Source organism: Croceicoccus hydrothermalis (assembly GCF_022378335.1).
In the GTDB taxonomy this organism is placed as follows: Bacteria; Pseudomonadota; Alphaproteobacteria; order Sphingomonadales; family Sphingomonadaceae; genus Croceicoccus; species Croceicoccus hydrothermalis.
On the sequence record NZ_JAIQCI010000023.1, the window covers coordinates 1 to 26,971 of the forward strand.

The 26,971-nt window shown below is 63.5% G+C and carries 25 protein-coding genes and 3 pseudogenes; 19 read left to right on the plus strand and 9 right to left on the minus strand.

Annotated elements, in window-relative coordinates; all coding sequences use genetic code 11:
- The first annotated feature begins 156 nt into the window (after nucleotides 1-156).
- The gene (locus K4G67_RS13315; protein WP_239806851.1) at nucleotides 157-462 is read left to right on the plus strand and encodes a DUF1330 domain-containing protein; all 306 of its coding nucleotides are present in this window, start codon (nucleotides 157-159) and stop codon (nucleotides 460-462) included.
- A gap of 33 nt (nucleotides 463-495) precedes the next feature.
- On the opposite strand, the gene K4G67_RS13320 is transcribed toward K4G67_RS13315, so the two are convergent.
- A complete protein-coding gene (locus K4G67_RS13320; RefSeq protein WP_476695958.1) occupies nucleotides 496-840 on the minus strand; it encodes a MarR family winged helix-turn-helix transcriptional regulator in 345 nt (114 codons plus the stop codon).
- Nucleotides 792-1,037, minus strand: coding sequence for a hypothetical protein (locus K4G67_RS13325; protein WP_239806853.1), 246 nt, complete (start codon nucleotides 1,035-1,037; stop codon nucleotides 792-794). Before K4G67_RS13325 ends, K4G67_RS13320 begins: the two co-directional genes overlap by 49 nt.
- An 845-nt stretch (nucleotides 1,038-1,882) precedes the next feature.
- On the opposite strand from K4G67_RS13325, the gene K4G67_RS13330 reads away from it, so the two are divergent.
- The 4 genes and pseudogenes from K4G67_RS13330 to K4G67_RS17575 all read left to right on the plus strand — a co-directional run bounded on the left by K4G67_RS13330 (nucleotide 1,883) and on the right by K4G67_RS17575 (nucleotide 5,555).
- Entirely contained in the window at nucleotides 1,883-2,209 is a 327-nt protein-coding gene (locus K4G67_RS13330) for a hypothetical protein (protein WP_239806854.1), read from the plus strand.
- 139 nt (nucleotides 2,210-2,348) lie between these two features.
- Nucleotides 2,349-4,382: a TonB-dependent receptor gene (locus tag K4G67_RS13335; protein ID WP_239806855.1), complete on the plus strand. Its 2,034-nt coding sequence runs from the start codon at nucleotides 2,349-2,351 to the stop codon at nucleotides 4,380-4,382.
- A pseudogene (locus tag K4G67_RS17570) lies at nucleotides 4,382-4,885 on the plus strand (PepSY-associated TM helix domain-containing protein); the annotation flags it as partial. The gene K4G67_RS13335 and the pseudogene K4G67_RS17570, both read left to right, overlap by 1 nt.
- A gap of 88 nt (nucleotides 4,886-4,973) precedes the next feature.
- Nucleotides 4,974-5,555, plus strand: coding sequence for a PepSY domain-containing protein (locus K4G67_RS17575; protein WP_275588893.1), 582 nt, complete (start codon nucleotides 4,974-4,976; stop codon nucleotides 5,553-5,555).
- A 163-nt stretch (nucleotides 5,556-5,718) separates the two neighbouring features.
- On the opposite strand, the gene K4G67_RS13345 is transcribed toward K4G67_RS17575, so the two are convergent.
- From K4G67_RS13345 to K4G67_RS13360, 4 genes are all read right to left on the minus strand, one after another.
- A complete protein-coding gene (locus tag K4G67_RS13345) occupies nucleotides 5,719-6,210 on the minus strand; it encodes a hypothetical protein (RefSeq protein ID WP_239806856.1) in 492 nt (163 codons plus the stop codon).
- A gap of 237 nt (nucleotides 6,211-6,447) precedes the next feature.
- Nucleotides 6,448-7,062 carry an SOS response-associated peptidase family protein gene (locus K4G67_RS17680; RefSeq protein WP_338026435.1) on the minus strand — a complete coding sequence of 205 codons (615 nt, stop codon included), beginning with the start codon at nucleotides 7,060-7,062 and terminating at the stop codon, nucleotides 6,448-6,450.
- A 206-nt stretch (nucleotides 7,063-7,268) separates the two neighbouring features.
- Nucleotides 7,269-7,505, minus strand: coding sequence for a hypothetical protein (locus K4G67_RS13355; protein WP_338026436.1), 237 nt, complete (start codon nucleotides 7,503-7,505; stop codon nucleotides 7,269-7,271).
- Nucleotides 7,502-7,999 (minus strand): DUF427 domain-containing protein, encoded by a 498-nt coding sequence (locus K4G67_RS13360; RefSeq protein WP_239806858.1) that lies wholly within the window; start codon nucleotides 7,997-7,999, stop codon nucleotides 7,502-7,504. The genes K4G67_RS13355 and K4G67_RS13360 overlap by 4 nt, the downstream gene beginning before the upstream one ends.
- Nucleotides 8,000-8,422: 423 nt before the next feature.
- On the opposite strand from K4G67_RS13360, the gene K4G67_RS13365 reads away from it, so the two are divergent.
- Together K4G67_RS13365 and K4G67_RS17780 are read left to right on the plus strand one after the other, a co-directional pair.
- Nucleotides 8,423-9,739 (plus strand): PQQ-dependent sugar dehydrogenase, encoded by a 1,317-nt coding sequence (locus tag K4G67_RS13365; RefSeq protein WP_239806859.1) that lies wholly within the window; start codon nucleotides 8,423-8,425, stop codon nucleotides 9,737-9,739.
- A gap of 133 nt (nucleotides 9,740-9,872) precedes the next feature.
- Nucleotides 9,873-9,991: pseudogene (locus tag K4G67_RS17780) on the plus strand (IS6 family transposase); the annotation flags it as partial.
- Between the two features lie 108 nt (nucleotides 9,992-10,099).
- On the opposite strand, the gene K4G67_RS13370 reads toward K4G67_RS17780, so the two are convergent.
- From K4G67_RS13370 to K4G67_RS13380, 3 genes are read right to left on the minus strand one after another with little or no spacing between them, the layout of a single operon-like run.
- Nucleotides 10,100-12,469, minus strand: coding sequence for a TonB-dependent receptor (locus K4G67_RS13370; RefSeq protein ID WP_239806860.1), 2,370 nt, complete (start codon nucleotides 12,467-12,469; stop codon nucleotides 10,100-10,102).
- A 3-nt stretch (nucleotides 12,470-12,472) separates the two neighbouring features.
- Complete coding sequence (locus K4G67_RS13375; RefSeq protein ID WP_239806861.1) at nucleotides 12,473-13,435, minus strand: FecR family protein; 963 nt, start codon at nucleotides 13,433-13,435, stop codon at nucleotides 12,473-12,475.
- A 37-nt stretch (nucleotides 13,436-13,472) separates the two neighbouring features.
- A complete protein-coding gene (locus K4G67_RS13380; RefSeq protein WP_239806862.1) occupies nucleotides 13,473-13,973 on the minus strand; it encodes an RNA polymerase sigma factor in 501 nt (166 codons plus the stop codon).
- Nucleotides 13,974-14,328: 355 nt separating this feature from the next.
- On the opposite strand from K4G67_RS13380, the gene K4G67_RS13385 reads away from it, so the two are divergent.
- The 12 genes and pseudogenes from K4G67_RS13385 to K4G67_RS17785 all read left to right on the plus strand — a co-directional run.
- Nucleotides 14,329-15,567: a glycosyltransferase family 4 protein gene (locus tag K4G67_RS13385; RefSeq protein WP_239806863.1), complete on the plus strand. Its 1,239-nt coding sequence runs from the start codon at nucleotides 14,329-14,331 to the stop codon at nucleotides 15,565-15,567.
- A 14-nt stretch (nucleotides 15,568-15,581) separates the two neighbouring features.
- Nucleotides 15,582-16,694 (plus strand): KpsE/RkpR family capsule polysaccharide export protein, encoded by a 1,113-nt coding sequence (locus tag K4G67_RS13390; RefSeq protein ID WP_239806864.1) that lies wholly within the window; start codon nucleotides 15,582-15,584, stop codon nucleotides 16,692-16,694.
- A 2-nt stretch (nucleotides 16,695-16,696) separates the two neighbouring features.
- Nucleotides 16,697-17,503, plus strand: coding sequence for an ABC transporter permease (locus K4G67_RS13395; RefSeq protein ID WP_239806865.1), 807 nt, complete (start codon nucleotides 16,697-16,699; stop codon nucleotides 17,501-17,503).
- Nucleotides 17,500-18,897: an ABC transporter ATP-binding protein gene (locus tag K4G67_RS17685; protein ID WP_338026437.1), complete on the plus strand. Its 1,398-nt coding sequence runs from the start codon at nucleotides 17,500-17,502 to the stop codon at nucleotides 18,895-18,897. Before K4G67_RS13395 ends, K4G67_RS17685 begins: the two co-directional genes overlap by 4 nt.
- Nucleotides 18,894-20,198 carry a glycosyltransferase family 4 protein gene (locus K4G67_RS13405; RefSeq protein WP_239806866.1) on the plus strand — a complete coding sequence of 435 codons (1,305 nt, stop codon included), beginning with the start codon at nucleotides 18,894-18,896 and terminating at the stop codon, nucleotides 20,196-20,198. The genes K4G67_RS17685 and K4G67_RS13405 overlap by 4 nt, the downstream gene beginning before the upstream one ends.
- Entirely contained in the window at nucleotides 20,198-21,358 is a 1,161-nt protein-coding gene (locus K4G67_RS13410) for a polysaccharide biosynthesis/export family protein (RefSeq protein ID WP_239806867.1), read from the plus strand. Before K4G67_RS13405 ends, K4G67_RS13410 begins: the two co-directional genes overlap by 1 nt.
- A gap of 13 nt (nucleotides 21,359-21,371) precedes the next feature.
- Nucleotides 21,372-22,520, plus strand: a complete 1,149-nt coding sequence (locus K4G67_RS13415; RefSeq protein ID WP_239806868.1) for a glycosyltransferase family 4 protein — start codon at nucleotides 21,372-21,374, stop codon at nucleotides 22,518-22,520.
- A gap of 60 nt (nucleotides 22,521-22,580) precedes the next feature.
- Entirely contained in the window at nucleotides 22,581-23,666 is a 1,086-nt protein-coding gene (locus K4G67_RS13420; RefSeq protein WP_239806869.1) for a CDP-alcohol phosphatidyltransferase family protein, read from the plus strand.
- A gap of 14 nt (nucleotides 23,667-23,680) precedes the next feature.
- Nucleotides 23,681-24,493: a CDP-alcohol phosphatidyltransferase family protein gene (locus K4G67_RS13425; protein ID WP_239806870.1), complete on the plus strand. Its 813-nt coding sequence runs from the start codon at nucleotides 23,681-23,683 to the stop codon at nucleotides 24,491-24,493.
- Between the two features lie 63 nt (nucleotides 24,494-24,556).
- A complete protein-coding gene (locus tag K4G67_RS13430) occupies nucleotides 24,557-25,648 on the plus strand; it encodes an inositol-3-phosphate synthase (RefSeq protein ID WP_239806871.1) in 1,092 nt (363 codons plus the stop codon).
- Nucleotides 25,649-25,664: 16 nt separating this feature from the next.
- Nucleotides 25,665-26,498, plus strand: coding sequence for a phosphocholine cytidylyltransferase family protein (locus K4G67_RS13435; RefSeq protein ID WP_239806872.1), 834 nt, complete (start codon nucleotides 25,665-25,667; stop codon nucleotides 26,496-26,498).
- Nucleotides 26,499-26,639: 141 nt separating this feature from the next.
- A pseudogene (locus K4G67_RS17785) lies at nucleotides 26,640-26,828 on the plus strand (IS6 family transposase); the annotation flags it as partial.
- Nucleotides 26,829-26,971 lie beyond the last annotated feature (143 nt).

Below are 26,971 nucleotides of genomic sequence, written 5' to 3' on the forward strand. Positions count from 1 at the left end.
AGACACCCAGTTCCTAATTCAGATCAGAGGCTTAGGCCACTCCCGTTAACCCTTTAGGACCGGTTTGGTGAATACGACGGGTTAGGGCATTAACCAACGTGCTTTTGCAAAGGCTCGCCTTCTACGGCATCTATCCCGAACCCAACGGAGGAAACTATGGCCGCCTATCTCATCGTCAGTCGTATCGGACCGGTTCGGGATGCGGATGCCCTTGCCGAGTATCAACGGCGCACAAGGCTGCAACCACCATCGGTCCCGCTCGAACCGCTCGTCGTCTACGGCGATGTTCAAGCCCTGGAGGGGCAGGCACCCGACGGAGTCGTCATGCTGCGTTTCGACAGCGTGGACGATGCGCGCGCATGGTATGACCATCCGTCCTATCAAGAAGCTCTGCCCCATCGCTTGAAGGCCGGGGAATATCAGGCGTTCATTGTCGAAGGCGTCGAGCCCGGCAACGGTTGATGCAGAATGTCCGACACGCGCCAAAGCCGCCGATCATCCGCGGCGGGTAACCGGAAGAAACCCCCTGTTGAGGAAGGCGTGAAAATCGCCGAGGATGCGGGCCAAGGCCTCCCGGTCCTTATCCGGAATGCGGCGAAACCAGGATATGAAGCTTGCATCGTTTTCGATCGCATGGGCGACGCTTCGCACCGCCTCGATCCCCGTGGGCGTGATGGTAAGAAGCTGCGCCCGCTTATCGTCAGGGCTTTGCCGCCGCTCGATCATCGCGACGGCGGAAAGTCTGCGCATCCTTATCGATAACGTAGCATCGGACACGTTGAGCGCAAACGCTAGATCGGTCGCGCGGGCGGTCTGCTCCCCTCCATCATCAAGGCGCACAGCAGATGGAAGTCGGCCATGCTGAGTTGGTAGCGGGCACAGATCCGGTTCAGTTCGGTTTCCAGCAATTGCGATATCTTGAGCAAATGCCACAGCGGCGCAAAATGTGCGACCTCCATGCCCAACGCCCCGAAATAGGCGCTGCCCTTGTCAACCTGACCCCGGGGGCCGCGCCGCGCTGGTCCTGCGTCATCCATGCATCGCCAATAGCACGCTGACGACCAATTTCGAATTGCGTTAACGAAGAGCGGCGCGGCTGGAGCCGAGAATCTGCCGAAGTGCCTTGCGAAGCCCGATATGTGAGGTTTCCAGGCTATCGTTGGCGGCTTGTCCACGTTGCTTCGTCGACCGGGCAGAGGATACCGTTCCAACGGGCCGACCTCATTGGATCCGCGTTGTGTCATGGTCTATGCAAAAAAGGGAATAGCGTTCGCCGCTTGTCCCGCAACTCTTCGATAGACCTCCTCCCTTTAAGTCATCATTGATTTTTGCGCGGTTGGGACGCCGTTGCATGCCACCATCTGGCTATTCATGTGCGACCGCCTCGAATGTCTGTGCCGAAAGAAAATCGACGCGGGTCATTTCGTTTCTATTTTTTATCGGCTGTTCGTTTCCAGCCTAGCGCGCCTCTTTACGTTTTCGGCGCCTGCTCGAAGCGGACTGCGGGTAGCTTCGAATGCAAAGCGTTCCATGATGTCGGCAATCAAGCAAAACGCGGCTTACGCAAAAATCCAATGTTTGAGCTTTTTAAGACGCACGAAATCCGCCCGGACATTCGGTGACGGCAGCAGTTCCACGGCTTATCTCAGGCCGCCTCTTATCGGCTTGCCTGCCACATAGCCGGGTGACTTGATATTCGATCGAGGCTAAATGCGCCTGCGCTATGGACCGCATTCGCCACCTGATCTTGCGCTTTCGCGACCTGGCATTCTTCCTCGTCCTCTGCGCCTTTGCCGTGAAGATAGCGGTTCCGGCCGGATATATGCTGACTAGCGGGCCACAGGGCCTTAGGCTGCAAATCTGTTCGGGCACTGTCGCCGTCTTGCCCGTCTCCAACGTCGATCAGGCGGATGGGCAGATGCATGCGAGTATGCGCCACGCCGCGCGCGGCAGCGAACATGCGGATGCGCAGGCGCGCCAAAACGCGGCCGGTTCCCAAAGCGGACATGCGGACGGCAGCCATGCCGAGCAGCAGAAGTGCCTCTTTACGGCACTGACCATGGCGTCGCTCGCCGGTGCGGATGTCGATCTGCTGATGGCGGCGATCGCCTTCGTCATGCTGCTGTGGCTGCGGCCGCTGCCGCCAATGGCGATCCGGCGCGCGCTGCGCTGGCAGCCTCCGTCGAGAGCGCCCCCGCTGCCCGCCTGACGCGGGCGGCCCTGCCGTCACCCTGAGAGACGCCCGGTCGTGCCTGCCGCCGCGATTGCCGGTGGCGGGGCCAATCCGGTTCGGGATGCACGCGTCATCGTGCCCGTTTTCCCAATCTCGATCCCGAACAGGATGACCCATGCCTTATCGTATCTGTGCGAGCACGACGCTCGTGCTCGCCTCGCTTGCTTCGTCCCTGTCCGCGCAAACGGCTCAAGCGCGGCCGGACGATACCCGCCGTGCCGACACCAGCTTTTCGGTCGACAGCATCGTCGTCACCGCGCGGGGCCGGTCCGACCTGCCGGACACCATTCTTACCTCGGTCGACCGCCTCGATCCCAAGATCGCGCAGCGCTCCGATGTTGGAAATGTCTACGAACTCGTCGGCCAGATGCCGGGCGTGCAGGTGACGGAATTCAATCAAGGCACCACGGGCGGCAAGTTCTCGTTCCGCGCTTTCAATGGCGAGGGGACGATCAACGGGGTGAAGCTGTTGATCGACGGCGTCCCGTCGAACGAGAACAACGGCAACATGCCCTTCATCGACGCGGTGTTCCCGCTGCATATCCGCACGATCGAAGTGGTGCGTGGCACGTCCGATCCGCGCTACGGCCTGCACAATATCGCAGGCAGCGCCAACATCCTGACGCGCACCGGTGGCTCCTTCATCGATGCGCGCGTTTCGGCCGGCAGCTTCGCGACCGTGCAGGCGCAGGCTGCGGTCGGGCTGGAAACCCGCGCCGTCACGCAGAACTACTTTGCGGGCTACCGCGACAGCAACGGCTATCGCGAGCACAGCGAGAGCGAGCGGTTGAGCCTTGGCGGGAAATGGCGCGCCGACATCGGTCTGGTCACACTGGGCGCGGTCGCGCGCTATTACGAAGCCGAGGTGCAGGAACCGGGCTATCTGACCTTTGCCGCGAGCCGCGCCGACCCGCGCCAGACCAACAGTTTCAACGCGACCGACGGGGGCACGCGCGACCTTCGGCAATATGCGCTGACGCTGGAGAGTGGTCTTGCACAAGGCCTTTCGGCGAACGCGCTTGGCTACCACAATCGCGTGCGCGAAGATCGCTTCGTCAAGTTTTCCGCCAGCGCGCAGCAGCAACGGCGGTTGACCCGGGAGGATCAATTCGGCCTTCGCGCCTCGCTGCGCTGGCAAACGACTGGTATCGGCATCCCGCTGGCCGTGCAGGTGGGCGGTGACATCGAATGGCAGGACAATCGCTCGCTTCGCTGGCTGACCACCGAACGCCGGCTCGACCGGCAGACCCGTGATCAGCAGTTCGGCCTCAGCACCGGTAGCATCTATGTGCAGGCGGAGATCGAACCGGCCCGCTGGCTGCGCATCACGCCCGCGTACCGCGTCGATTGGGTGGGCGGCGATTTCGAGAACCGACTGAACCGCACCACCGCGCCGATCAACGATTACGGTACGATCGAACAGCCCAGGCTGTCGATCGCGGTGCTGCCGAGCGACAATCTGACGCTTTATGGCAGTTACGGGCGGACGTTCCAGATCGGCCTCGGTTCGGGCGCCTATCTGATTGCGCCGCGCACGCGCGACCTCGCGCCCTCAGTCAACGAAGGTTTCGAAGCGGGCATCGCGTGGCGGCGTGGCAAGGTTTTCGAGGCGCGCGCCGCCTATTGGGAGCAGAGTGCGACAGGCGAGATCGCGCGGCGCCTGAACGATCCCTTGGGCGATTTCGAGAATGTCGGTGCAACCTACCGGCGCGGCGTGGATGTACAGGGCAATCTGCGCCCGCTGCCCGGCCTGTCGCTATGGGGTGCGCTCGCCTGGCAGGAGGCCAGGATCGACACACCCGATCCCGCCTCGCCGCAACTGGCGGGCAATGCGCTGGATCACGTGCCCGGCTGGCTGTGGTCGGCCGGCGCCGAGTATGGCGCCACCGCTCGCCTGCTTCTAGGCATGATTGCCACCGGGCAGTCCGACTATTTCCTCACCACCGCCAATGCCGAGGGACGCTGGGGCAGGTCCGCCCTGTGCGACGCGACCGCGACATACGATCTGACCGACCGGTTCGCACTGGGCCTGACGGTGCGCAACCTGATGGGCGATTACAACGAATATGTCTGGTTCGATGGATCGCAGACGCTCCACAGCCCGGGTGAGGGCCGCAGCGCCTTCGCCAGTATCCGGACGCGGTTCTGATGCGCGGCACGGGCGCCCCCTCGCGGCTGATCGAGGGGCGCGGCCTGCGCCGGACGGTGCGCCTCGCGCATCTGTGGCTGGGGCTGAGCGTTGGCGCGCTGTTCGTCCTGCTCGGCCTCACCGGATCGGCGCTGGTATTTTATCCGGAGATCGACGCGCTGCTGAATCCCGAGATCGCGGCGGGGAGTGACACCCCGCCCGACTGGGACGCCGCGCTGCGTACGGTTCGTGCGGCCTATCCGGATAAGGCTGGGCCGTGGCACTTCGAAGTGACCGATGCCCCCGGCGCGATCCCGGCGCGCTACTACGATCCGGCGGAAACGGCGGGCCGGGATTTCGCGCCGATGATGGTGTGGCTCTCGCAAGACGGGTCGCGCATTCTGCGGCGCGATTACTGGGGCGAATACGCCGTGACCTTCGTCTACGACCTTCACTACCGCTTGCTGCTGGGCGAGAGCGCTGGCGAAGTTGTCGGCTGGCTGGGCTTTGCCATGCTGGCCCTGTTGGCGAGCGGGTTGTGGGCGTGGTGGCCGATGGGTTCATTGGGCGAAAGCGTTACGCTTTCGGCTGCGCGGCCATCCTCAGCGCGCGTTGCGCGACTGGCACAAGGGTGCTGGGCTGATGGGGCTTGGGCTACTGATCCTGCTGACAAGCACGGGAATCATGCTGGAGCTTCCCGCGCAAACCGATTCGGCCTGGGACGCGGCGGGACTGACGGTAGCCGATCCCGCGGCGCCCGTTGCCCCGCCCACACCAGCCGGCAGCCAGCCCATCGCGCCCAGCCGGGCCATCGCGACCGCGCTTGCCGCCTTGCCCGGAGCGCGGCTCGCATGGATCGAGACACCGGGCGCCGCGCGCGCGACCTATCGGTTCCGAATGCAGGTCGCGGGCGATCCCAGTTACCGCTTTCCGCACAGCTACGTCCATATTGACGCGTCAAACGGCGCGGTGGTGCACATCGTCGATGCGCGGCGAGCCTCGCCAGGGCGCAGCATCACCAATTGGCTGCACACGGTCCACGCCGAGGCGGGCCTGGGCCTCCCCGGACGGATCGTCACATTCCTTGCAGGTCTGTTGCCGTTCGTATTGTTCGTGACCGGATATTTGCGCTGGAAAAAACGTGCGGGCACACGAAGCTGCGGGAAAAAAGGCCACACGTCCGGCAATTCCTGAAATGTTCGTTTGCGTCATTTACAGGACGAAAGCGGACAATCTCACCCCGGAGCATGATCTGCCGGCAGATGATGCGCCTGCCGACGGCAGCTTTTGGATTGGCCAATCTACGGTGTTATGGCGGGAATGGGGGAAGCGGACCAGAAGGTTTTAAAGCAAGGAGCTACTTTTTGGTCAAACAGCCCCAAAGCCACCGCCAGAGCTTTGCTTCGGCGATCATCAGTTTCGCTACGATGGGTGGGATGCCTTGCTCTTCTAGGACGCGAGGGTCCGGCTTCGCCCCAAAAACCACGCCCAAAATTGCCACGAACGCGACCACTTCGACCAGCATCAGCACCGACAAGCCAATCCAACGCATCGGACTGATGGCAAGCAACAGGTTCTGGGCATCTGACGGGACCAGCTTTCCAGCCAACCAGATTCCACCACATACCAAGGCCAGGACGCGAAGCGTCAGAGCTCGTCCTGACATGCTTCGATAACAAATCGCGAAAGTCAGAGGGACGAAAACAACCCAATCGAAAAGGGTGACGGCTTCACCAAGCTGGGGTTGCGCGTCCCAAGGGTGGGTGGTTCGAAAACCCCACGATGCAAGAAGGCAGACCGGAAGAAGCGCATAAAACCAATTGCGAGAGATGACCGATTTGATTTGCAATTTGCGCCCTCCTGTAATTCAGCGAGAATGACGGGTTTAGGGGATTTGTGCAAGCAATCGGAACGGCAGCATTGGGTCGTTTCCGGACTGACCGCTTTTCTATCGCCATATGTCGCAGCGGTCATACGCATGGAACAATAACAAGGTTTGGACAGGGCGCAAAAAAATCAACAGCCCATCCTTGTCAACCAGCTCCATTTCGACTGATAGGAGCGGCAAACAGCGTCATTTGCGCGTTCAAGGCGTTTGGGTTCGGTCGATGGCCATTTCGCCCCTGTAAGGCGCACATAGCGCCTTCGCCTCTTCGGGGTCGCCTGCAAGCCGGAGCGTCCTGTTGCCTGGCGAAATCGGCACTGGCGAACGATCGTGAATGTCCTCTACCGCGATGCAGGCATCGGTCATCACCATCGAATAGACCCGGCCCCATTCCGCGCTGTCTCGCCATATGCCGGCGGCTGTAAAAACCGGTTGGTCGGGCAGGCTGAACCATGTGCGCGTCTTGCTGCCCTTGGCGCCTTCCGCTTCGGCAAAGGCATTGAGCGGTATCAGGCACCGGCGATTGACAAAGCTCGCTTTCCAGAACCCGCTGCCAAGCTTGTCGGCGCGCGTGTTATTCAATGGCTTCGGCTTCAAGGGCTGTCCCTGCTTGCCTTTAAGCGTCAGCGGAAAGCCCCAACCCTTGGAACGCAGGCCATCGCCATCGTAGGCCAAGCCCGCTGTGCGGGGTAGATCTCGCCGCTGACATTGCTTCCATGCGGGGCTGCGGCGCCGAACATTTCGGCCACCTCTGTAACGGCGCTGGTCATGCGATACAGATTGCACATCAATCGACGCTGGCCTGACATCAGTCATCTGTCAAACCGCTGTCGCACGTGAAATCAGTGGGTGGAGCGGTCATGCGCCAAGTACAATGCGGCCTCCATCGGCGACCCTGTCGAACGAACCGACCGGCAAACGATGCCTTTCGCTTATGTCTGGTCCGCCTTTTGCGCATACCAGTCCGCGTATATGGTGTTACGTGCCATGCGGCGCGTCAGATCGGGCGCGCCGTCGGACCACTAGACCGGCCCCCGCTCACCCAGCGCGGTCTTGGCGGCATCGACCTGCGCACGGGCATCGGACAAGTTCCCACCATCGCAACGCAACGCCCGTCCCACAGCCCGGCGGGCATTCATCAATCGGTCGACGAGTTCCTGCCGCTGCGCATCCGACAGCCGCGGGTCGGAGCGTCGCCATAACCGCCCCCGTACGACGACATAGCGTCCGTCCGGCGTGACGAGGGGATCGGTTTTCACCAGAACCGGCTGCCCGGAACGCCCTTGAACGGACCGGCCACGGATGAGGTGATCCAGCCTCCATAGAAATCGCCCGGCTGCGGCGTCACCCGTTCACCATCGACATAACAGGCATCCATCGCCCCGGGATAGAAAGCCACATGGTCGCGCAGGATCTCGAACGATGCCGTCGGGTCGGGGTAAGACCAGGCCGCGCGCTCTCGCCGCTCTGCGCACGCGATGACGTCGAAGTATCGGGCCATGCCTTTCCATTCGCAGAAGCTCGTACCGCCGGAGTCTTCGAGCACGCTGGCTTCGATGCTATCGGGCGGGAGATAGTAGGTGGGCGGGTGACTTGTTTCGAGCGTGCGAATTGCGTGCCGTGTATCGGCTATGATCTGACCGCCGAACACGATCTGAATATGGACAGCGGTGGGTTCGGCGATGGCAGGGCGGGGATAGCTCCAAACGCTCTCCTGACCTGGGCCGACGGGATCGGGTGTAACAGGCTTCATACCGTCCCAACGCTCTCGCGCCGAAATGGTGTCACCGCGGTTTTGGGCATATACCGTTTGATGGACATGGGGTGTCAGAACCAAGGTGGGTGCAGGGTAGCGGGGGCGAATGACCCGCGCCAAGAACCAGCAAATCCGTTTCGAGATTTCAGGCAAATGAAGTCGCTACCGAAATCCGTCTCAGTAAACGCATCCTTATAATTCCGAACGTCACCTCGGCGAACGTCAAACATCCAAGACGCATCGCCTAGCTCCCCGACCCCAGTAACAAAACCCTGGTCCGACGAATAGGTTGGGAAGGGCGTACCCTGCAAAGCCGGGAATGGTTTGCATTCAACTGACTGCTCCCATGCGAGGTGTCGGGGAACCCCGGCCTCCCGCCACGGTTTGACAAGCGAACGAATTTTTCCGGAGCCCTCATTCATGCGCCTTCCAATGACATTATCGGTCGCGATAGCCTTTACCATACCCACTGCCGTTTTCGCGCAGGCGGGAGCAGGGAGCAGCGATCCCGCGGCGGCCGAGGATCGAGGTCGGCAGGGAGTGGAAATAACGGGCCACGTGCTCAAACCCATCCCTCTCGAATGGAGCGAAGAGCGTATGGCGCAGCTGGCCTTGCCACCGGGTTTCGCGATCAATGTTTTTGCGCGAGACCTCAAGAATGCGCGCATGATGCGAGTGCATGACGATGGCACGCTTTATCTCACGCGGCGCACGCAAGGTGATGTGCTGATGCTGCGGGATACCAATGAGGACGGCGTGGCGGATGTGCAGCAGATCGTTGCGCAAAAGGAGGGAATGCACGGTATCGAAGTTGTCGGAAATACGGTTTATCTGATGACCGTCAACGATCTTTACCGCGCGGTTCGCGAGGAAGATGGCACTCTGGGTAAACTGGAAACGATTGCGACCGACTTCCCGGCAGGAGGTCAGCATCCCAACCGCATGGTCGTAATGGGACCGGATAATCGATTATATGTGTCGGTTGGCTCAACCTGTAACGCGTGCGCCGAGACCGATGACGAGAATGCGACGATCGTTTCGCTCAATCCCGACGGCAGCGATCGTCGCATCTTCGCATCGGGTCTACGCAATACGATCGGCTATGGTTTTGCACCGGGAACGGGGCAGCTTTATGGTTTTGACCATGGAATCGATTGGCTTGGAGACAATGAGCAGCACGAGGAGTTCAACCGTCTTACGGAAGGCGCACGTTATGGTTGGCCGTATGTTTATGCGTTGTCGCGCTTCAATCCGCAGGACGTTCCGCCCGATAGCAGTTTTTCCGAATACGCGGCCCGCAGTGTCGAGCCGATAGGGCTGCATACACCTCATTCCGCGCCGATGCAGTTGGCGTTCGATGGCCGGGGGGCGCTGCCTGGCGAGTATCGGGGCGACGCCTTCGTCGCACTACGCGGTTCCTGGAATCGTCAGCCACCCTCGGGTTTTGAGGTGCTGCGGGTGGATTTCGAAAACGGCCAGCCGGTGGGCATGGAACCGTTCCTAACCGGATTTCTGATGGAGGACGCGGAAAGCCCGACCGGCTGGGGTCAGATGGGCAGGCTCGCAGGGATGGCGCAAGGGCCGGATGGCGCGCTGTATCTCTCTGACGACGAGAATGGTTTGATCTATCGCATAACCTACGAAGGCGAGAAAGCTCCTGCGAGGCCGACCCCCAAATTCACGAACGCAGAGAACGACGATCTGAACTTGGGGCTGGTTGGGCAAGGCGTGCAATAAGACCGCGCGTTGCTCCTGCATAACCCGGCACAGCACTGTCAGAACGATTGTAACTGTGGCAAACCGTGCGGCACGGGGCAGGGGAAACGTATGCCTTGCTCGCGGCAAGAAACCCGCAAACCCGTTTGTCTGATTTCCGCTTTCGCTGCGGAACGTGGAAGATGTATCGTCGGACCGTGGGATCGATATTTGCATCAAACGAACCGGCTTTGGTGGAATCGCCTTGGTCCGGTGTTCGCCGCGGACATAAGGGCGCCAGTGGTGTAACCTCATGGTCTGACGAATAGCCGGAGAATGGCACCGTCTACAAAACGGAAAGCGTTGTGCATCCGATCATCATTTGCAGCCACTACGATCCCGTCAGAAGGCGAAATTCACGCCCAGTCTCAACGTTCGCGGGCGCAGAGGTGTTTCCTGTGCGCGGATCACGGCAAACGGCGTTCCGAAGGCGAAGCGATTACCCTGCGTATCCGTCAGGTTCGTGATCGACAGCGTCCCGGCGATGTCGTCCGAACGCACACGCACGATCAACCCGCTATCGAAATAATCCCCCTGCAGATCGCCGAGATCCGGCCCGATCCCAAGCCGGGACTTGCCCACATAGCTGCCCCAGAGCCGCGCATCGAGGTCGAGCCGCGTCGCGATCGACCGGGAAAACTCAAGGCCCAGCCGGCCCGAGAATGCCGCGATATTGGGGACATGGCGGGTGGCTGACGCCGGCAGGAAATAGGCCTCGTCGATCCGGCTTCTGTTGACGGTGGCCCCGCCATTCATCCGTAGACCTTCGCCGAGCCTCACGCTCCCCGATCCGCTTGCGCTCCATACGCGGCCGTCGCCGATATTGGCGGTACTCGGCAGGCCGGACGCGTCGATGAAATCGGCTTGGATATCGCTCCACCGCGTATAGGACAGGTTGATGCCGAAATCGAAGGGGCCGCGGCCCGGTTCCCCGTGCCGTGCCCCAATCTCCACCGTGGCGGTATCGTCGCGGCGGAACCGGCGCACGAACTCGTTCTCGATGCTCAGCCCGCCCGGCCGGAACCCTTCTTGATAGCGAATGTAGGCACTGTCCTTCGGCGTCAGCTTTGCCAGCAGTGAGGCCGATGGGAGAAAGGCCGACTGGTTACGGCTTACGGTGATCTGGGCGCGTTCGGCCGTCAGGGCGAGTTCGGGGGAAATATCCTCCGCCCCACCGGCCAGGCGCGCGATGGTGTAGCGTGCGCCAACGGTCCCGATCAGCCTGTCGAGCAGTGCGAAGGATTTTTCGCCATAGACGGTCCCCTCCGTCACCGCATTGGTGACACCCGCGGTCGCATTGCGGAACGCACGCTGCTGCAACGCACGGCGCAGTGTGGTTTCATTGTCGGTCACGCTGAAACCCGCAAGCCACCCTGTGCCGTTCTCGGCCTGATGCCACAGGCGCGTTTCATGCGCGATCATCCGCGTATCGTTGCTTTGCACGAACAATCGGTCCGGTTCGCCCGGCATGGTCGCGTCGTAACGTTCCTCCAGATTCTGAGTGGCGATGGCGGTCGAGGAGCGCAGACGCGTCGCGCCAAGCGTTCCCTCCACAACCGTTTGCGTGTGGAGATATTCCGCGTTCGAGCCTTCCTCGACGCGGGCGGCGCTATCGTAACCGGGGCGGTTCCGCATCGAATACTGGCTGTCGGCGACATCGGTGAATTGGCCGATGCCGATGACATCCACGGACCAGTCTTCGGCAATTTCCCGGCGCATCATGGCCCGGCCCGAAAGGATCGACGTGCGGTTCACGTTCTCGCGGTTCAGGAACGGTTTGTCGATATACCCCCCCTCGCTGATCGCATCGAGTGTCACGCGCAGCGCGGTCCGGTCGTCGATGACGGGCAGGTTCGCCACGAGGGCGAAATCACCGCTCCCCGCGCCGTGGGCGGTAACGGCGGCGCCCATCGCGAGGGTTCCCGATGCGATGCCGAATTGCGGCGCGTTCGGCACCAGCCTGATGATCCCGCCGAGCGACCCTGCACCGTAGAGCGTGCCCTGCGGCCCTTCGAGCACCTCGACGCGGTCGAGATCGGACAGGCGAAGATCGGGGTCGGGCGCATTATAGCTGAGCCGGATATCGCCGAAATACTGGCCGACGGTGGCCTGCGTCGGTCCGGTGAAGCTGGAATCCGCGATCCCCCGAATGAAGAGCTTGTTGCGGCCGCTGCCGAGAGATGTGGAGGAAACCGTCGCCACACGCTGCGTGATTTCCTCCGTGCCGCCCGTGCCGCCCATCGTCAGCTCCTCGCCATCCAGAAGCGAAACCTGAACGGGCGTATTGAGGAACTGCAGGTCGCGCTTCGTCGCCGTCACGATGATCGGGGGAGATCGGGTCGGGGCGGGCTGCATGCGGGAGGGCGCCGGGCGGGGCTGCGGCGGGCGCGCAGCGGTGCGCGGCGCGGCGCGGCGGGCGGGCCGCGGCTCCAGCCGCCAGCTTGCCGAACCGATGCGGATCGCGTGCGCATCCGCCGCCTCGGCCAGGCGGAGGACCGCGGCCTCCCTGCTCATCCTGCCGCGGATGCGCGGGATGCGCCGGTTGGAAAGGCTGGAGCCTGTCACGACGATGCTTGCATCGATCTGCCGTGCGAGGGCGATGGCGGATTGCGCGGCGGTGCCCGGCGGTATGTCGACGATGCGTTCGCGCGCGTGTGCCGGGACGGCAGAACTGGCGGCGACGATCGCGATGAGGGCGGGCGCGTGCCGCATGAACTATATCCGGTCGAGCAACCAAATATCGCCCTCTCGCCGCACGTTCAGGCCGAGTAGCGGGCCCGCCGAAGCAGGATCGCTGCGAAGCGGGTCGATCGTGACGCTTCCCGAAACGACATGGCCGTCCGCACCGCGCCCGACCCGATAGACATGTCCCGTGGCGCGGGAAAGATCGTCCGCCACGCGGGCGAGGGGGGCATTCTGAAACGTCAGTCGTCCCGTGGTCCATTCCCCGATCTGCGCGACGGGCACGCTGCCCCTTCGGATCGAATTTCCGTCCCTGGCGAAGACGAGTGTCTGACCGGCCTCGATCCGGGCGTTCCGCCCCGCAGGGTCGTAGATGACCGCTCCCTCGGCCACGGCGACGTCGACCTCCGCGTCGCGGACATTCACCTCGAAAACCGTGCCTGCATCGACGAGACGTGCGCCGCCGATCTCGACCTCGAAGGGATTGCCCTCGTCATGGCGAATATCGAAAACGGCCTGCCCCTGTTCGAGCCGGGCATGACGCGGTTCGCCAGCGTCGAGCACGAGCCGCGTTGCCCCCGCCATCCGGATCGTGCTGCCATCCGCAAGCGCGATGTTCCGCATCTCGCCCGCCTCGGTGCGATAGACGGTGGCCCTGTCGAACGATTGCCACAGCCACAGCGCCGCAACGACAGCCAGACAAGCCGCGATCGCCGGGCCAAGCCAGCGGCGCGGAGCATGATCGAAAACGGGTTCGAAGTCATTGGCCGGAAGCGGGTGCGACACCGATCCCGGTGCGGTGGACCGCGACCGCGGCTCCGTGGCAACAGCCTGCGCGCCATCGGCCGCCGCCGCCATCGTCAAATCATAGGCGCGTGCATGGTCGGGCGATTGTTCGAGCCACGCGGTGAACGCGGTCCAATCGTCGAAGTCGTCCTCGACCGTGCGGACCGCCCATGCCGCCGCCTCGTTCCGCACCGTGTCATCGATCGTCATAGATTGTCGCTCCTGCCATTAGACGGAGTCCCCCCGATCAATCCTCATTCCAATGCTCTTTCAAATCGCTCAACGCGCGGTAGGCCGCGCGCAGATCGCTTTCGACCGTGCTGATGCTGATGCCGAATTCTTCGGCGATGACGCGTTGTTGAATGCCGTCGACGCGGCTGCGGCGAAAAATCGCGGCGGTTCTTTCCGGCAATGTGGAAAGCGTGTCTTCGACCTTGCGTGCAAAATCCTGCCCGGTGACGATCCGTTCGACGGAAACGGCACCGCCCGCCGCGAAATCGCCGCCCGTCTGGCTTTCCGCCCAGGCGGCCTCGCGCAGCGAAGATTGCCGCCGGGAGCGATACCGGTCGATCATGACCGAGTTTGCGGCGCGGTAGAGATAGGCGAGCGGTGTGCCCACCGGCACCTGCTGTGCCCGATCGATCCTGAGCCAGACATCCTGAAGCACATCCTCTGCATCGTCGCCGGCCCCGCGCGCGCGAAGAAAGCGCAGGATCGTCTCGCGCTGCGCAATGAAGACCGCTTTCAATTCGTTATGAGGATGACCGGAGTTTGCCACCGCCAACTTTCATTCGCTTGCGACCCGAACATCGACCGTTCGCCACGCCCACCCCCGCGCGGATATCGATCGTCGTCGTCGGACCGAACCCGCTTCGCACATCCATTCGCATTATGAGACATGATGCATGGGTGCAAGAGCGCAGATGGGTCACCCGCGTAATGGCCGCGTGGCCGAACCGTCACGCCCTGCGCGGAGGGTGCGCGGGCGCATAAATCCCAAGCGTGGAAGTGCGCATGGCGCGGTTTTCGCGGCGGGGAATCAAGGCTTTCGCGAGCCGTCTCCGTCATGGGTTTCGATGTTATCGCAAAGATCCCCGAACCGCATGGGCGGTGATGTCCCGTTGCTGTTCGATGTGACACGGCTCGTGGCACTGCGCTGGAGCGGGCGTCCCGCGAACGGGATCGACCGCGTGAGCCTTGAATATCTTCGCCATTTCGGGGGGCGGGCGCGGGCGGTTGTGCAACATCGCGGCGTCGTGCGGATGTGGGACGAGCAAGGTTCGGCGCGCCTGTTCGAATTGCTGGCACAGGATCGGCCCCGCCCGCCGCGCGGTCGTATCGCCATGCATATCGGCAGATGTCTGGCAAAATCGCACGTCGATGTTGGCGGCGGCATCTATCTCAACGTGGGTCACACCGATTTCGACCTTCCGGCCCATGTCGCATGGACCGGGCGAAACGGGTTGCATGCGATCTACCTGATCCACGATCTTATCCCAATACGCTTTCCCGAACATTGCCGTCCCCACGCGGTGCGCCGTCATACCGAACGGGTTCGCATGGCGTTACTGCACGGGTCGGGGATCATCGTCGGCGGCGCCGCGGTCGAAAACGACCTGCGCGAACAGGCCGCGCTCTGGCACCTGACGCCGCCGCCGATCCTGTTTGCGCCGCTGGCTGGCGCGCCGCTTGCCGGCACGTCGCCGTCGGTTGATGTGAGCGGAGACCATTTCCTGTGCGTCGGCACCATCGAAAGCCGCAAGAACCATCTGTTGCTGCTCGACCTGTGGGAACGGCTGCGTGCCCGTTTCGGCACGGCGGCGCCGCATTTGATCGTGGTGGGGCGGTTCGGCCATGGGGGGGAGGCGTTTCGCCGCAGTCTTGCCATGTCGGGCCACGCGGGCGGCCATATCACGATCCTCGAACATTGCGACGACGCCCGGCTTGCGACGTTGATGCGCAATGCGCGCGCAATTCTGATGCCGACCCTGGCCGAGGGGTTCGGCCTGCCCATGGCCGAGGCGCTGGCGCAGGGTGTGCCTGTTATCGCCAGCGATCTGCCCGCGCTGCGCGAGGTGGGGCAGGGTCTGGCCTGCCTGATCGCGCCCGGCGACCGCGATGCGTGGGAGGCGCGGATCGCCGCCTTCCATACCGATGCGGATGTTCGCAGACGTCATGTCGATGCCCTGCGCGCCTATCGCCCGACCCGCTGGACCGATCATTTCGATGCGTTGGAGCGCTGGATGCCCATGATCGCCGCGCGCGCCGTTGCAAACCCGCCCGCCGATCGCGCCGGGATCGGTCCTCGCACCGCCGTCCTCCCCACCGGCCACCCCTTTTGAACCGAGACCGATACGTGCCCTTTCATCTGACCCAGCCCCGGCCATTTTTCCTGGCGCCGCTGTTCCTTGCCGCCGTGGTCGTTCCCACGGTGCTGGCGTTCGTCTATTTCGCATTCCTTGCCAGCGATATCTACGTGTCCGAGGCGCGGTTCGTCGTGCGCAGCCCGGCAAAGGTGGCGGCAACCTCGCTCGGCCAGATGCTGAGCGGCAGCGGCATCGGCGGGGCGAGCGAGGAAAGCAACGCGGTCATCGAATATCTGGAATCGCGCAGCGCTCTCGACGACGCGAACCGCGATGGTCTTCTGAGCCGGGCCTACACCGCTGGCGATATTTTCCTGCTCGATCGGTTCGGCGGGCTTCTACCCCCCAATCAGGAACGGTTCTTCGATTATTACCTCGATAAGGTGGAACTCGAACCGGATCCCACGACGCAGGTTCTGCATCTGCGGGTCAGCGCGTTCGGGCCGCAGGATTCGCAGCGCATCGCCGAACGCCTGCTCGAACGCTCCGAAGACCTGGTCAACCGATTGTCGGGAAGGGCACGTGCCGACGCGTTGGAAGTGGCCGAAAGCGACGCGCGCGAGGCGCAGGAACGGGCGCGCGCGGCGGCGGTCGAACTCGCCAATTATCGCAGCCGCACCGGTATCATCGACCCGGAAAAGGAAGCGATCGCCCGGCTCGAAAGCATCGCCCGGCTTGAAGACGAGATGATTTCCGCCCGAAGCCAGCTCGACCAGTTGCGGCAGTTCACGCCCCAGGCCCCGCAAATTCCCTATCTCCAGAGCCAGGTCGAAACGCTGAACCGGGAGATAGAGCGGCGCCGGTCGGGCGTCGCGGGAAGCCGCGCCTCGCTGTCATCGGCGGGCGCCCGATATCAGGTGCTTCAACTCGACAGCGAGCTTGCCGCCAAGCAATTGGCCGCCGCGATGGTGTCGCTCCGCGATGCACAGGCCGAGGCGCGGGGCAAGCGGGCCTATGTCGAACGCATCGCCCCGCCCAGCCTGCCCGACTATCCGATCCGCCCGCGCCGGATCGGCGGGGTGCTGGCGGTATTTGTGCTCGGCCTGCTCGCATGGGGGATACTGACCGTGCTGTTGGCGGGCGTGCGCGAACATCGCGAGGGTTGATCGTGGCAAACCCCGTGTCCTCGTCATCGTCCATCCCGCCGGGCAGCTGGCGCGTGCAGGGCCGCGTGCTCAAGGCTCTGCTCCTGCGTGAAATGCTGACCCGCTATGGCCGCCACAATATCGGCTTTCTGTGGCTGTTCGTCGAACCGATGCTGTTCACTTTGGGCGTGGCGGCGCTGTGGACCGCGGCGGAGGCGTATCACGGCAGCGATCTGCCCATCGTCGCCTTTGCGCTCACCGGATATTCCAGCGTGCTTTTATGGCGCAACATGCCGGGACGCTGCATCGGGGCGTTGTGGAGCAATCTTTCGCTGCTCTATCACCGCAATATTCGCGTGCTCGACATCTATGTGGCCCGTGTCTTGCTCGAATTCGGGGGGGCGACGATCTCGTTCGCGGGGCTGTCGCTGCTGTTCATCGCCATCGGGTCGATCGATCCGCCGCGCAACATTCTGGAGGTGGTCGGCGGCTGGCTGCTGATCGCGTGGATCGGGGCGGCCCTCGCGATATTCCTGGGCGCGCTCAGCCATGAAAGCGAGCTGGTGGACAAGCTGTGGCACCCGGCGTCCTATCTCATCTTTCCCCTGTCGGGCGCGGCGTTTCTGGTCGATGCGCTTCCGCCGGTGGCGCGCGAATACGTGCTTTACATCCCCATGGTCCACGGGACGGAGATCGTGCGCGAAGGTTTCTTCGGCACGCGCATCACCGCCCATTACGATCTCGGCTATGTCGTGCCGTTCTGTCTTGTGCTGACGCTTCTTGCGTTGATGACCACGCGCTGGGTCGCGCGGCGGGTGGTGCCCGAATGATCCGGCTCGATGACGTGACAAAAATCTACCGCACCCGGTCGGGCGACAATGTGGTGCTCGACAAGGTCGGGTTCGAACTGCGCATGGGGGAGCGGCTCGGCATTCTGGGCCGCAATGGCGCGGGCAAATCCACGATGGTCCGCCTGATCAGTGGGGCGGAACGGCCCACGGCGGGGCGGATCGAACGGGAGATGTCGGTATCCTGGCCGCTGGCGTTCGGCGGCGCGTTACAGCCGACCTTGTCCGGCATCGACAATATCCGCTTCATCAGCCGGATCTATGCACAGGATTTCGAACGCAATCTGGCGTTCGTGGCGGATTTTTCGGAACTGGGGTCCTATCTGCGCGAGCCGGTGCGGTCCTATTCGTCGGGAATGCGGGCGCGGCTGGCCTTTGCGATATCGATGATCATCGAATTCGACTGTTTCCTGATCGACGAGATCGGCGCGGTGGGCGATGCGCGCTTTCACGATCGTTGCAATGACGAGCTGTTTCGCAAACGGGGCGACCGCGCGATGGTGCTGATTTCCCACGATCCCGGCTATCTGCGCGATCATTGCAACCGATTCGCCCTTCTTCACGGTGGAAGGCTGGCGTTGTTCGACGATTTCGACGTGGCCTATGACCGGTTTCGCGACGTCATCGGCCTCAATGCGCCATCTGCGGTCGATCGCGGTGCCGCACCGGACCGTGCCGCCCTTATCGAAGTGGCGCAGCACCGCGCGCTGGCGGACGAGCAGTTCCGCATGCTGGTGCGCGACGGCGACTGGGCGCGGGATGCGGGCAAGTGGGAGGAGGCGGAGCGTCATTACGCCGCCGCCCTCGCGCTCCACCCGTTTCAGCGTTCCTATTGGGTGCAACACGCTCACATGGCAAAGGAAAGCGGGGCGTTTGCGCGGGCGGAAATATCGTATCGTACCGCATGCGCGCTGGGCGAACCTGCGGCGGATGTGGACGCATTCCTGCGCTTCACCGTGGCGCAGGGCGGCGCTGATCCGGATGCGTGGCCTATCCACCCCTACGCAAAGACGGCCGCCAGCGCGCAGGTTCCGGGCCGCGCGGATGCGGAGGCGCTGGCCTGGCTCATAAGGGGCGAAACCGGACTGTCCGACGATGTGTTGTGCGACCTCTTGCGCCGCCATGGCAGCTGCGATGCGCTGGCCGCCGCGATGGTCGGTGGTGGACAGAACGCGGAACGGTCGGGCGCGCGTCCCGTGCCAACCGGCTTCGTTCACAAGGATGCGATCCGGGTTCTCGCCTTTGCGCACATGCCGCCCGCAACCGGTGAGCAGCGTGTCGAGCAAATGATCGGGCCGGATGAGAATGCACCGGAACCTGTGATGGCCGATGCCTTTCGCGACTGGCCCATGACGCGAAAGGCGTTGGACCGATGAAACATGTTCTGATCGACGGATATAATCTCAGCCTGGAAAAGGGCACCGGGGTGGCGACCTATGCCCGCAACTTGTGCCGAGAGGCGGGGCAACTCGGCCACCGGGTATCGGTTCTGTATGGCAATGGCGCCGCACCGTCGCGCGACCCCCTGTTGCAGGAAATTGCGTTTTTCGACGAACATTCGCGCGCCCGGCGTGGCGCGCTGCGCGATGGGGCGGCGATCCTGTCCCCCCGCGCGACCCTTGCGCGGCGCATTCTCCTGAGCGGGCAGGTGTTGCGACGGCAATTCGATGCACGGCTGCCCGCGCACGATGCGCTCTATAATGCGGCCGATGTCTTTCGCCGCGCGCATGGCCGTTACCATGCATGGGGGCAATTTACGCCCGTGCGCATGGCGGATGCGCAGGACGCGCCCGATATCGCGCATTGGACCTATCCCCTGCCGGTGACGGTGCCGGGGGCGGTCAATATCTACACGCTGCACGATCTGGTGCCGCTGCGGCTGCCCTATACCACGCTCGATAACAAGCGGCGCTATCTCTCGTTGATCCGGCGGATCGCGCGCCGGGCGGACCATATCGTCACCGTGTCCGAATGTTCGCGCCGCGACATCATCGATCTTGCAGGCGTCGCGCCCGACCGTATCACCAACACCTATCAATCGGTCGACATTCCGGATCACTATCGTGTCAAGGCCGAACACGCCGTCGCGCGCGAGGTCGAGGGCGCCCTTGATACAGGGTTTAAGGATTATTTCCTGTTCTGGGGTTCAATCGAGCCAAAGAAGAATGTCGGCCGCATGGTCGAGGCCTATCTTGCGAGCGGGGTGACGACGCCGCTCGTCATCGTGGGCGCACGGGCCTGGCGCAGCGAAGAGGAATTGAAACTCCTCGATACGCTGTCGGCGCGCAGGGAGCGCGGCGCAAAGGCCACACGGCGCGGGCGCATCATTCAATTGCCCTACGCCCCGTTCAGCCTGCTCGTCAGCCTGATCCGCGGGGCGAAGGCGGCGCTGTTCCCCTCGCTTTACGAAGGGTTCGGCCTGCCCGTGCTGGAGGCGATGTCTCTGGGCACGCCGGTCTTGTGCTCCGACACTGCATCGCTTCCCGAAGTGGCGGGGGAGGCCGCATGGCAGGTGGACCCTTACGACACCGCACAAATCGCACAGGGCATTCGCATACTCGACGCCGACGCCGATCTTCGCGCCGAATTGTCGGCAAAAGGCCGGGTGCAGGCGGAGCTGTTCTCGGCCGAACGCTACCGCGTGCGTCTTGCCTCTTTATACGAAAGGGTTTCTTGATGAACCTGCGCGCGCGGGCCTTCGCCGCTTGTCTTCCCATCGTCATCTCCGGGTGTTCCACGCTTGGCGCGTCGGGACCTTCGCCGGACGCGATCGTCGAGGCGGGGCAATCCGGCGCCGCGGAGCGCCAGATCGTGATCGTCCCGCTGAACGAGAACAGCGCAAGGCGCACCGCCGCGTTTGTCGAGGCGCAGCGATTTTCCGACGTGTTCGGCAATGCGCAGCCGGGCGATACGACGATCGGGGTCGGCGACATTCTCGATATCGCCATATGGGAGGCACCGCCCGCCACATTGTTCGGCGTGACCGCGCCCGGCACGCCGATCGGCAGTTCGCCGGGACAGAATGTCGGCATCCCGCAACAGGTCGTGGGCGAGGATGGGGCGATTGCCGTGCCCTTCGCCGGGACCGTCGCGGTGCGCGGGCAAACGCCCCGCGCGGTCGCCGCGGCGATCGAACGGCGCCTGTGGGGCAAGGCGCACGCGCCACAGGCCGTGGTCAGGATCGTTCAGAACGAAAGCCGGGCGGTGACGGTCATCGGTGAGGTCGGCGCGACCCGGCGGCTGCCCCTGACCGCGCGGGGGGAAACATTGCTCGACGCGATTGCCGCGGCCGGCGGAACCCGGCAGCCGGTGGGCAAGATCACCATGCAAATGACGCGCGGCGGGCGTACCGCGTCCATGCCGCTCGACACGATCGTTCGCGATCCGGCGCAGAACGTCACGCTGCAGCCGGGCGATGTGCTCACCGCGATCTTTCAACCCTACAGCTTCATCGCGCTGGGCGCGGTGGGGCAGAATGCGGAAATACCGTTCGAGGGCGGTGGCATCTCGCTCGCACAGGCGCTGGGCAGGATCGGCGGCCTCAGGGACGAGCGCGCCGATTTGAGGGGCGTGTTCCTCTTTCGCATGGAGCACGCAGGCGTGCTTCCCCCCTCGATCGCGGAGACCGCGCGGCATACCGCCGACGGGCGCGTGCCTACGGTTTATCGCCTCGACATGAGCGAGGGTTCGGCGCTGTTCACCGCGCAGGATTTCGGCGTGCGCGACGGCGATGTCATCTATGTCTCCAATGCGCCGGCGGTCGATCTGCAGAAATTCCTGAATATCGTGTCGAGTGCGGCCTTCTCCGTCACCGGTATCGGCAATGCGGTGCCCTGAGGGGAAGAAAAGGGTGCCGCAAATATGTATCGATTGCCGCTACATCGGCCCGCGTCCAAGCGGGATTGCGGAGGTCGTGCGCGGTTTGATCGACCACCTGCCCGCGCTCGCCCCCGATCTTCGGTTCCTGCTGTTGAAAAATGCGGAGCATCACGGACGATTGAGCGAGGCGCCCAACACGAGGGAACGGGTCGTGCACCGCCCCGCCAACGGACCGGTGACCATGTGGTGGCTGCCCCGTGTCGCGGATCTCAGCGGCGTCGATCTGTTCCACGCGACATTCAACATCATGCCCGCCCGCCTGCCCATGCCCAGCGTCGTCACGGTTCACGACATCATGCGCCTGACCCATCCGGCATGGTGTCGGACGGGACCGGCTGGTGTGGTCGAGCGCGCGTTTTACGGCCATGGCCTGCGCCGCGCGATCCGCCATGCCGCCGGCATCGCCGCGATCAGTGCGGCAACCGCGCATGAAATCGCCGTTTGGGATCCTTCTGCGGCGGCGCGCACGGCGGTCACATTGTCGGGCGTGGCGGACCGTTTCCGGCCGCTTCCCCGCGAGACGGCCCATGCAACGCTCGCCGCCCGGGGCATTGCGGGGGGAGGGCCATTCGTCCTGACCGTGGGGCAGGACGCACCGTATAAAAATCACGACGGGGCACTGCGCGCCTTTGCCGAAGCATTTCCGGGCAATAGCGATGTCGAACATATCCTGGTTCAGCGTCAGGGTCTGGGCCGGAACCGGCTACAGAATCTCGCCGCCGCACTGGGCGTGGGGGAACGGGTGCGCTTCCTCGGTACGGTGGACGATGACGCATTGGTCTCGCTCTATAATGCGGCCAGCGTGCTGCTTCACCCCTCCTTTGCCGAGGGTTTCGGCAATCCGGTTGCCGAAGCGATGGCCTGTGGCTGTCCGGTGGTCACCAGCGACGTATCGGCCATGCCGGAGGTCGCAGGTGGTGCGGCGCTGCTCGCCGATCCGCACGATACCGGTGCCATTGCGGTCCGCCTTCGTCAGGTGATGGGCTCGCCATCGCTGGCGGCGCGGATGCGTGATGCAGGGCTCGCGCGCACGCGCGGCATGCGATGGCGCGATTTCGCCGCCGCGAACCTCGCCCTTTACCGCCAGACCCTGGCCCGCGCAGGAAATTCGCAACGCTGATCAAGGGCGAGGGCGGTCTGCTCCGTCTAAGGCCATAGATGGAACTGTGGACAACCGCGCATGGCTGACATCATTCTCACCTTTTCCGGCATGAAGACGGCACAATATCGTGTGGCGGGCGTCCCTGCGGTGGCGCGTGCGCTCCATGCGATTGCGCGGATTGAGGGTTTTGCCGGCACGTGTCGCTGCATCACTCTGGCCGATCCCGACTGGACGCCGGATGCACATACGCGTGCCGAATGCGCGCGTCTGGCCCCGCAAATCGCGGTGATCTTCGAAGGCTTTGCCACCGCAGCGATGGGCGGCGATGTCATCAATGGTGAAACTCTGATCATGGCATTGGCGGAAGGATCGGGGGATCGCCAGGCGCTGGCACGGGCGCGATCGCATGCGGTGCAGGGGGCGACGCTTCGCGATCTGCGGCGGGCCGGGCGGCGGATCGTGGCGGCAACGGGGAAGGACGCGGACGGCATCGTTTCGCGCTATCTCAACCGCCCGATATCGCAGGCGATCACCAATCTTCTGCTTCGCATGCCGGGACTGTCGCCGAACCACGCAACCTTTGGCACGGCGCTTCTCGCGCTTTGCATGTTTGCGGCGCTGATCGGCGGCGGCGAAGCGGGTGTGATCGCCGGTGCCGTATTGTTTCAGGCGACATCGGTCTTCGACGGTGTCGATGGAGAGATGGCGCGCGCCATCTTTCGCACGTCCAGACAGGGCGCCACGCTGGATAGCATGGTCGATGCGATGACCAATCTTGCGTTCCTGATCGGGCTGATTTTCGCGGCGCGCAGGGCGGGCGATGTGGAGGGAGCGGTGGCCGGCGGCGTGACGCTCATCGCGCTGGCCGTCGGGCTCGCGCTGATGGGCGGGCGTGCGCGCGCCAATTGGGAACCGATCAATTTCGACGTCGTGAAAAAGGCGCTGCGCAATGACGGCAAGCCGTCCTTCCTGATCGAGACGGCGATCCGCCTGACGATGCGGGATTTTCTTGCGCTGGCCTGTGCGGTCATGGTGCTGATGGGCTTCATGCACGCGTTGTTGATCGGCGCGGCGGTGGTTGCGCTCGCGTGGTTGGCGGTAACTCTCGGCGTGCTGGTGGCTGGCGTTCGCGCAAGGCCGCGGCATTCGCGGTCCGCGGCCTGATGATGGGCGTGGCGATGCCTGTCACGGCCCACTGCGACGTTCGCGACCCCCGGATCGAGGAGCCGTCCAACCGCTGGCTCATCCATCCTTTGGGGCGGTCTGTGTTGCCGCTTGCGTTGCGGGCCGGCCTTTCCGCCAATAGCGTTTCGCTCCTGGGGCTTCTGTTCGGGGCAGGGGCGGCATTAGCCTATGGAATGGGGCGGTCGTCCGCTGCCTTGCTTGCCGGACTGGCGCTCTCGACATGCTGGCTGATCTTGGACGGGCTGGACGGCATGGTCGCGCGGGCGCGCGGAACGCAGAGCGCTGCGGGGCGGCTTCTCGACGGGCTGTGCGACCATGGTGTGTTCGTGATGATCTATGTCGCGCTTGCGCTGCGACTTGGCACGGGCGAGGGGTGGATGCTGGCGATCGCAGCCGGTGCCGTCCACGCGGTTCAGTCCGCCCTTTACGAAGGGGAGCGCGCCCGTTTTCACAGGCGGGCGGCGGGGCGCCTCGATCCGCAATCGCCTGCATCCGCGGAGAGCCGCATCCTGCGCCTTTACGACAGGCTTTCTACCGCTCCGGATCGTGGGTCTCGTCGCTTTGAAAGCCGCCTTGCCGCCGCGAAGGATCGGGGCGCCATCATCGCCCTCTATACCGGGGCGGCGACCGGGCCGATGCGGCTGATGTGGGTTCAAACCGCGAATGTGCGCGTGTTTGCGATCTTCGTTGCGGCCTCGCTCGGCGATCCGCGCCTCTTCTGGTGGTTCGAGATCGTCTTGCTTTCCCTCGCCGCGGCGGCCGCAATGATCTGGCACCGCGGGATAGAGCGCGCCCTTACGAAATAGGAGGCGGTCGGGACAATATCGCCGAACCCCCCCCAATGAAAACACCCAAGGACAGGAAGAAAAATGAATAAAATTCGCGTCGCCATCGTCGGTATCGGAAATTGCGCGAGCAGTCTTGTCCAGGGGCTCGAACATTACCGGCGCGGGGGCGGCAACGCGGTCGGGCTGATGCATGCCGATCTGGGTGGTTACCGACCCGAGGATATCGCCGTCGTCGCGGCATGGGACATCGACCGCCGCAAGGTCGGCCGCGACGTTGCCGAGGCGATTGGTGCCAAACCCAATTGCACGATCGTGTTCTGCGACAACGTTCCGCCAACCGGTACACTCGTGCGCATGGGCGCGGTGCTCGACGGGGTGGCGGAGCATATGGCGGACACGGGCGAGGACCGCAGCTTCGTCATCGCCGATGCCGATGAACCGGATGCCGAAGCGGTCGTGGCCGAATTGAAGGCATCCGGCGCCGAGGTAATGATGAACTACCTGCCGGTAGGGAGCCAGAAAGCGACCGAGTTCTACGCCGAATGCGCCCTTCGCGCAGGCGTCGCCTTCGTGAATGCGATTCCGGTGTTCATCGCCTCCGATCCCGAATGGGCGGCCCGTTTCGAAGAGGCGGGGGTGCCGATCATCGGTGACGATATCAAGGCGCAGCTGGGCGCGACCATCGTGCACCGTGTCCTGACCGACCTGTTCGCCAAGCGTGGGGTAACGCTCGACCGGACCTATCAGCTCAATACCGGCGGCAATACCGATTTCCTCAACATGTCCAATCACGACCGTCTGGCGGACAAGCGGCGTTCCAAGACAGAGGCGGTGCAATCGGTCGCGGCCCGCCCGCTTGCGCATGACGATGTCCATATCGGGCCATCCGACTACGTGCCGTGGCTGAACGACAACAAGGTGTGTTTCGTGCGGATGGAGGGGCAATTGTTCGGCGGCGTCCCTATGAACCTGGAACTGCGTCTTTCGGTGGAGGATTCGCCCAATAGCGCAGGCGTTGCCATCGACATGATCCGTTGCGCGCGGATCGCGCGGGACCGCGGGTTGAAGGGGGTGATCGATCCGGCTTCGGCCTATTTCTGCAAGCGCCCGCGTACGCAGACGACGGATGACCTCGCGCACACCGCGCTCGAACGCTTTATCGCCGACGCATGATCGTGTGGTCGCCGCGATGATCCGGACAGGCATCCTGCTGGCGGCCGGTTTCGGAAGCCGGTTGCGCGCCGCCGCCCCGTGCAAGCCGCTGTGCCCGGTGGGTGGGCGCGCGCTGATCGATCATGCGCTCGACGGGATGGGGCTGGCGGGGATGGAGCGCGTGATCGTGGTCGTTGGCCACGAAGCCGATGCCATCCGGCGGCATATTTCCGGACGCCGTCGCGGCCCGTTGGTGGAGGTGGTGCCGACGCCCGACCCCACCTTGCCCAATGGCGTGTCGGTTCTTGCGGCGGAGCGGGCGCTGGCGGGGCAGGATGGCGTGCTGGCCATGTGCGATCACCTCGTCGTGCCCGAATTATACGCGCGCATTGCCCGGCGCGGTGCGGGGGGCGGCGCATGCCTTGCGGTCGATCGGCGGCTCGATCATCCGTGGATCGACAAGGATGATGTAACATGCGTGCGAACGCGCGAGGGGATGATCGCCGATATCGGAAAAGGCCTGACCGATCCCGACTGCTACGACATGGGGGTGTTCGCCATTGCAGAGGGCCTCTTCGATGCGTTGCGGACGCAGAGCGCACCCTCGCTGAGCGATGGCATGCGACAACTTGGCCGGGTGGGGCTGGCATCCACGCTTGATTGCAGCGATCTCGACTGGATCGATGTCGACGATCCGATAGCACTTAACAAAGCAGAAACATGGTGGAAAAGCGCGCGTCACGAATTCGGGGAGACGGGTGGGGCAAACGAAACTGACGTGCCCGCCAAAAAATGTGATCGGTTCAGGAAAAAGTCCGAAGGGCGCTGTCAGAAGGACGGTACCCATGGCGAATTGCGGAGCGCAGGGTAGGGGGAGTTGTTTATCCCGAGCCAGCAAACCAGGAAGCCCGTTTCGGTATGTCGTTCTTCGCCGGATGCGATTAATCCGCTGGGATTGCGCTTCGACAAAGCCGCGAGGTAAGAGCTTGGCTGCGAGCAAAAGCAGTAAACAGGCCGCTTGGCTAAAAACCGATCTGAAAACCCACGCCTGCCATTCCGACGACGGGAACGAGCGATGCTGCGGTTCCGACCAATGAAGTCGCTACAGAAGTTCGCCTCGGTTCACCCAACCTTCCACATTCAATTCATTTCCGAGCGTCACCTCGCCGACCGTCAGACTTATGATATCCGCCAAGGATAACCCGGGAAGGACGAACTCTGCAAAACGAAGAACGGTGTGCATCCGACTCGCCTTTCCGGCGAGCGACATTGCGATCCCGCATCGAACTATGCAGGATGACGATGCAATCTATGAAGTGCGAACCAAACCGAAGTCAGTTTCGT

Excerpts from the sequence above, each read along its gene's own strand:
- K4G67_RS13315 (WP_239806851.1), top strand. The coding sequence starts at position 157 with ATGGCCGCCTATCTCATCGTCAGTCGTATCGGACCGGTTCGGGATGCG.
- K4G67_RS13325 (WP_239806853.1), bottom strand. The coding sequence starts at position 1,037 with ATGGATGACGCAGGACCAGCGCGGCGCGGCCCCCGGGGTCAGGTTGAC.
- K4G67_RS13335 (WP_239806855.1), top strand. The coding sequence starts at position 2,349 with ATGCCTTATCGTATCTGTGCGAGCACGACGCTCGTGCTCGCCTCGCTT.
- K4G67_RS17680 (WP_338026435.1), bottom strand. The coding sequence starts at position 7,062 with ATGACTGATGTCAGGCCAGCGTCGATTGATGTGCAATCTGTATCGCAT.
- K4G67_RS13360 (WP_239806858.1), bottom strand. The coding sequence starts at position 7,999 with ATGAAGCCTGTTACACCCGATCCCGTCGGCCCAGGTCAGGAGAGCGTT.
- K4G67_RS13365 (WP_239806859.1), top strand. The coding sequence starts at position 8,423 with ATGCGCCTTCCAATGACATTATCGGTCGCGATAGCCTTTACCATACCC.
- K4G67_RS13370 (WP_239806860.1), bottom strand. The coding sequence starts at position 12,469 with ATGCGGCACGCGCCCGCCCTCATCGCGATCGTCGCCGCCAGTTCTGCC.
- K4G67_RS13375 (WP_239806861.1), bottom strand. The coding sequence starts at position 13,435 with ATGACGATCGATGACACGGTGCGGAACGAGGCGGCGGCATGGGCGGTC.
- K4G67_RS13385 (WP_239806863.1), top strand. The coding sequence starts at position 14,329 with ATGGGCGGTGATGTCCCGTTGCTGTTCGATGTGACACGGCTCGTGGCA.
- K4G67_RS17685 (WP_338026437.1), top strand. The coding sequence starts at position 17,500 with ATGATCCGGCTCGATGACGTGACAAAAATCTACCGCACCCGGTCGGGC.
- K4G67_RS13405 (WP_239806866.1), top strand. The coding sequence starts at position 18,894 with ATGAAACATGTTCTGATCGACGGATATAATCTCAGCCTGGAAAAGGGC.
- K4G67_RS13410 (WP_239806867.1), top strand. The coding sequence starts at position 20,198 with ATGAACCTGCGCGCGCGGGCCTTCGCCGCTTGTCTTCCCATCGTCATC.
- K4G67_RS13420 (WP_239806869.1), top strand. The coding sequence starts at position 22,581 with ATGGCTGACATCATTCTCACCTTTTCCGGCATGAAGACGGCACAATAT.
- K4G67_RS13425 (WP_239806870.1), top strand. The coding sequence starts at position 23,681 with ATGCCTGTCACGGCCCACTGCGACGTTCGCGACCCCCGGATCGAGGAG.
- K4G67_RS13430 (WP_239806871.1), top strand. The coding sequence starts at position 24,557 with ATGAATAAAATTCGCGTCGCCATCGTCGGTATCGGAAATTGCGCGAGC.
- K4G67_RS13435 (WP_239806872.1), top strand. The coding sequence starts at position 25,665 with ATGATCCGGACAGGCATCCTGCTGGCGGCCGGTTTCGGAAGCCGGTTG.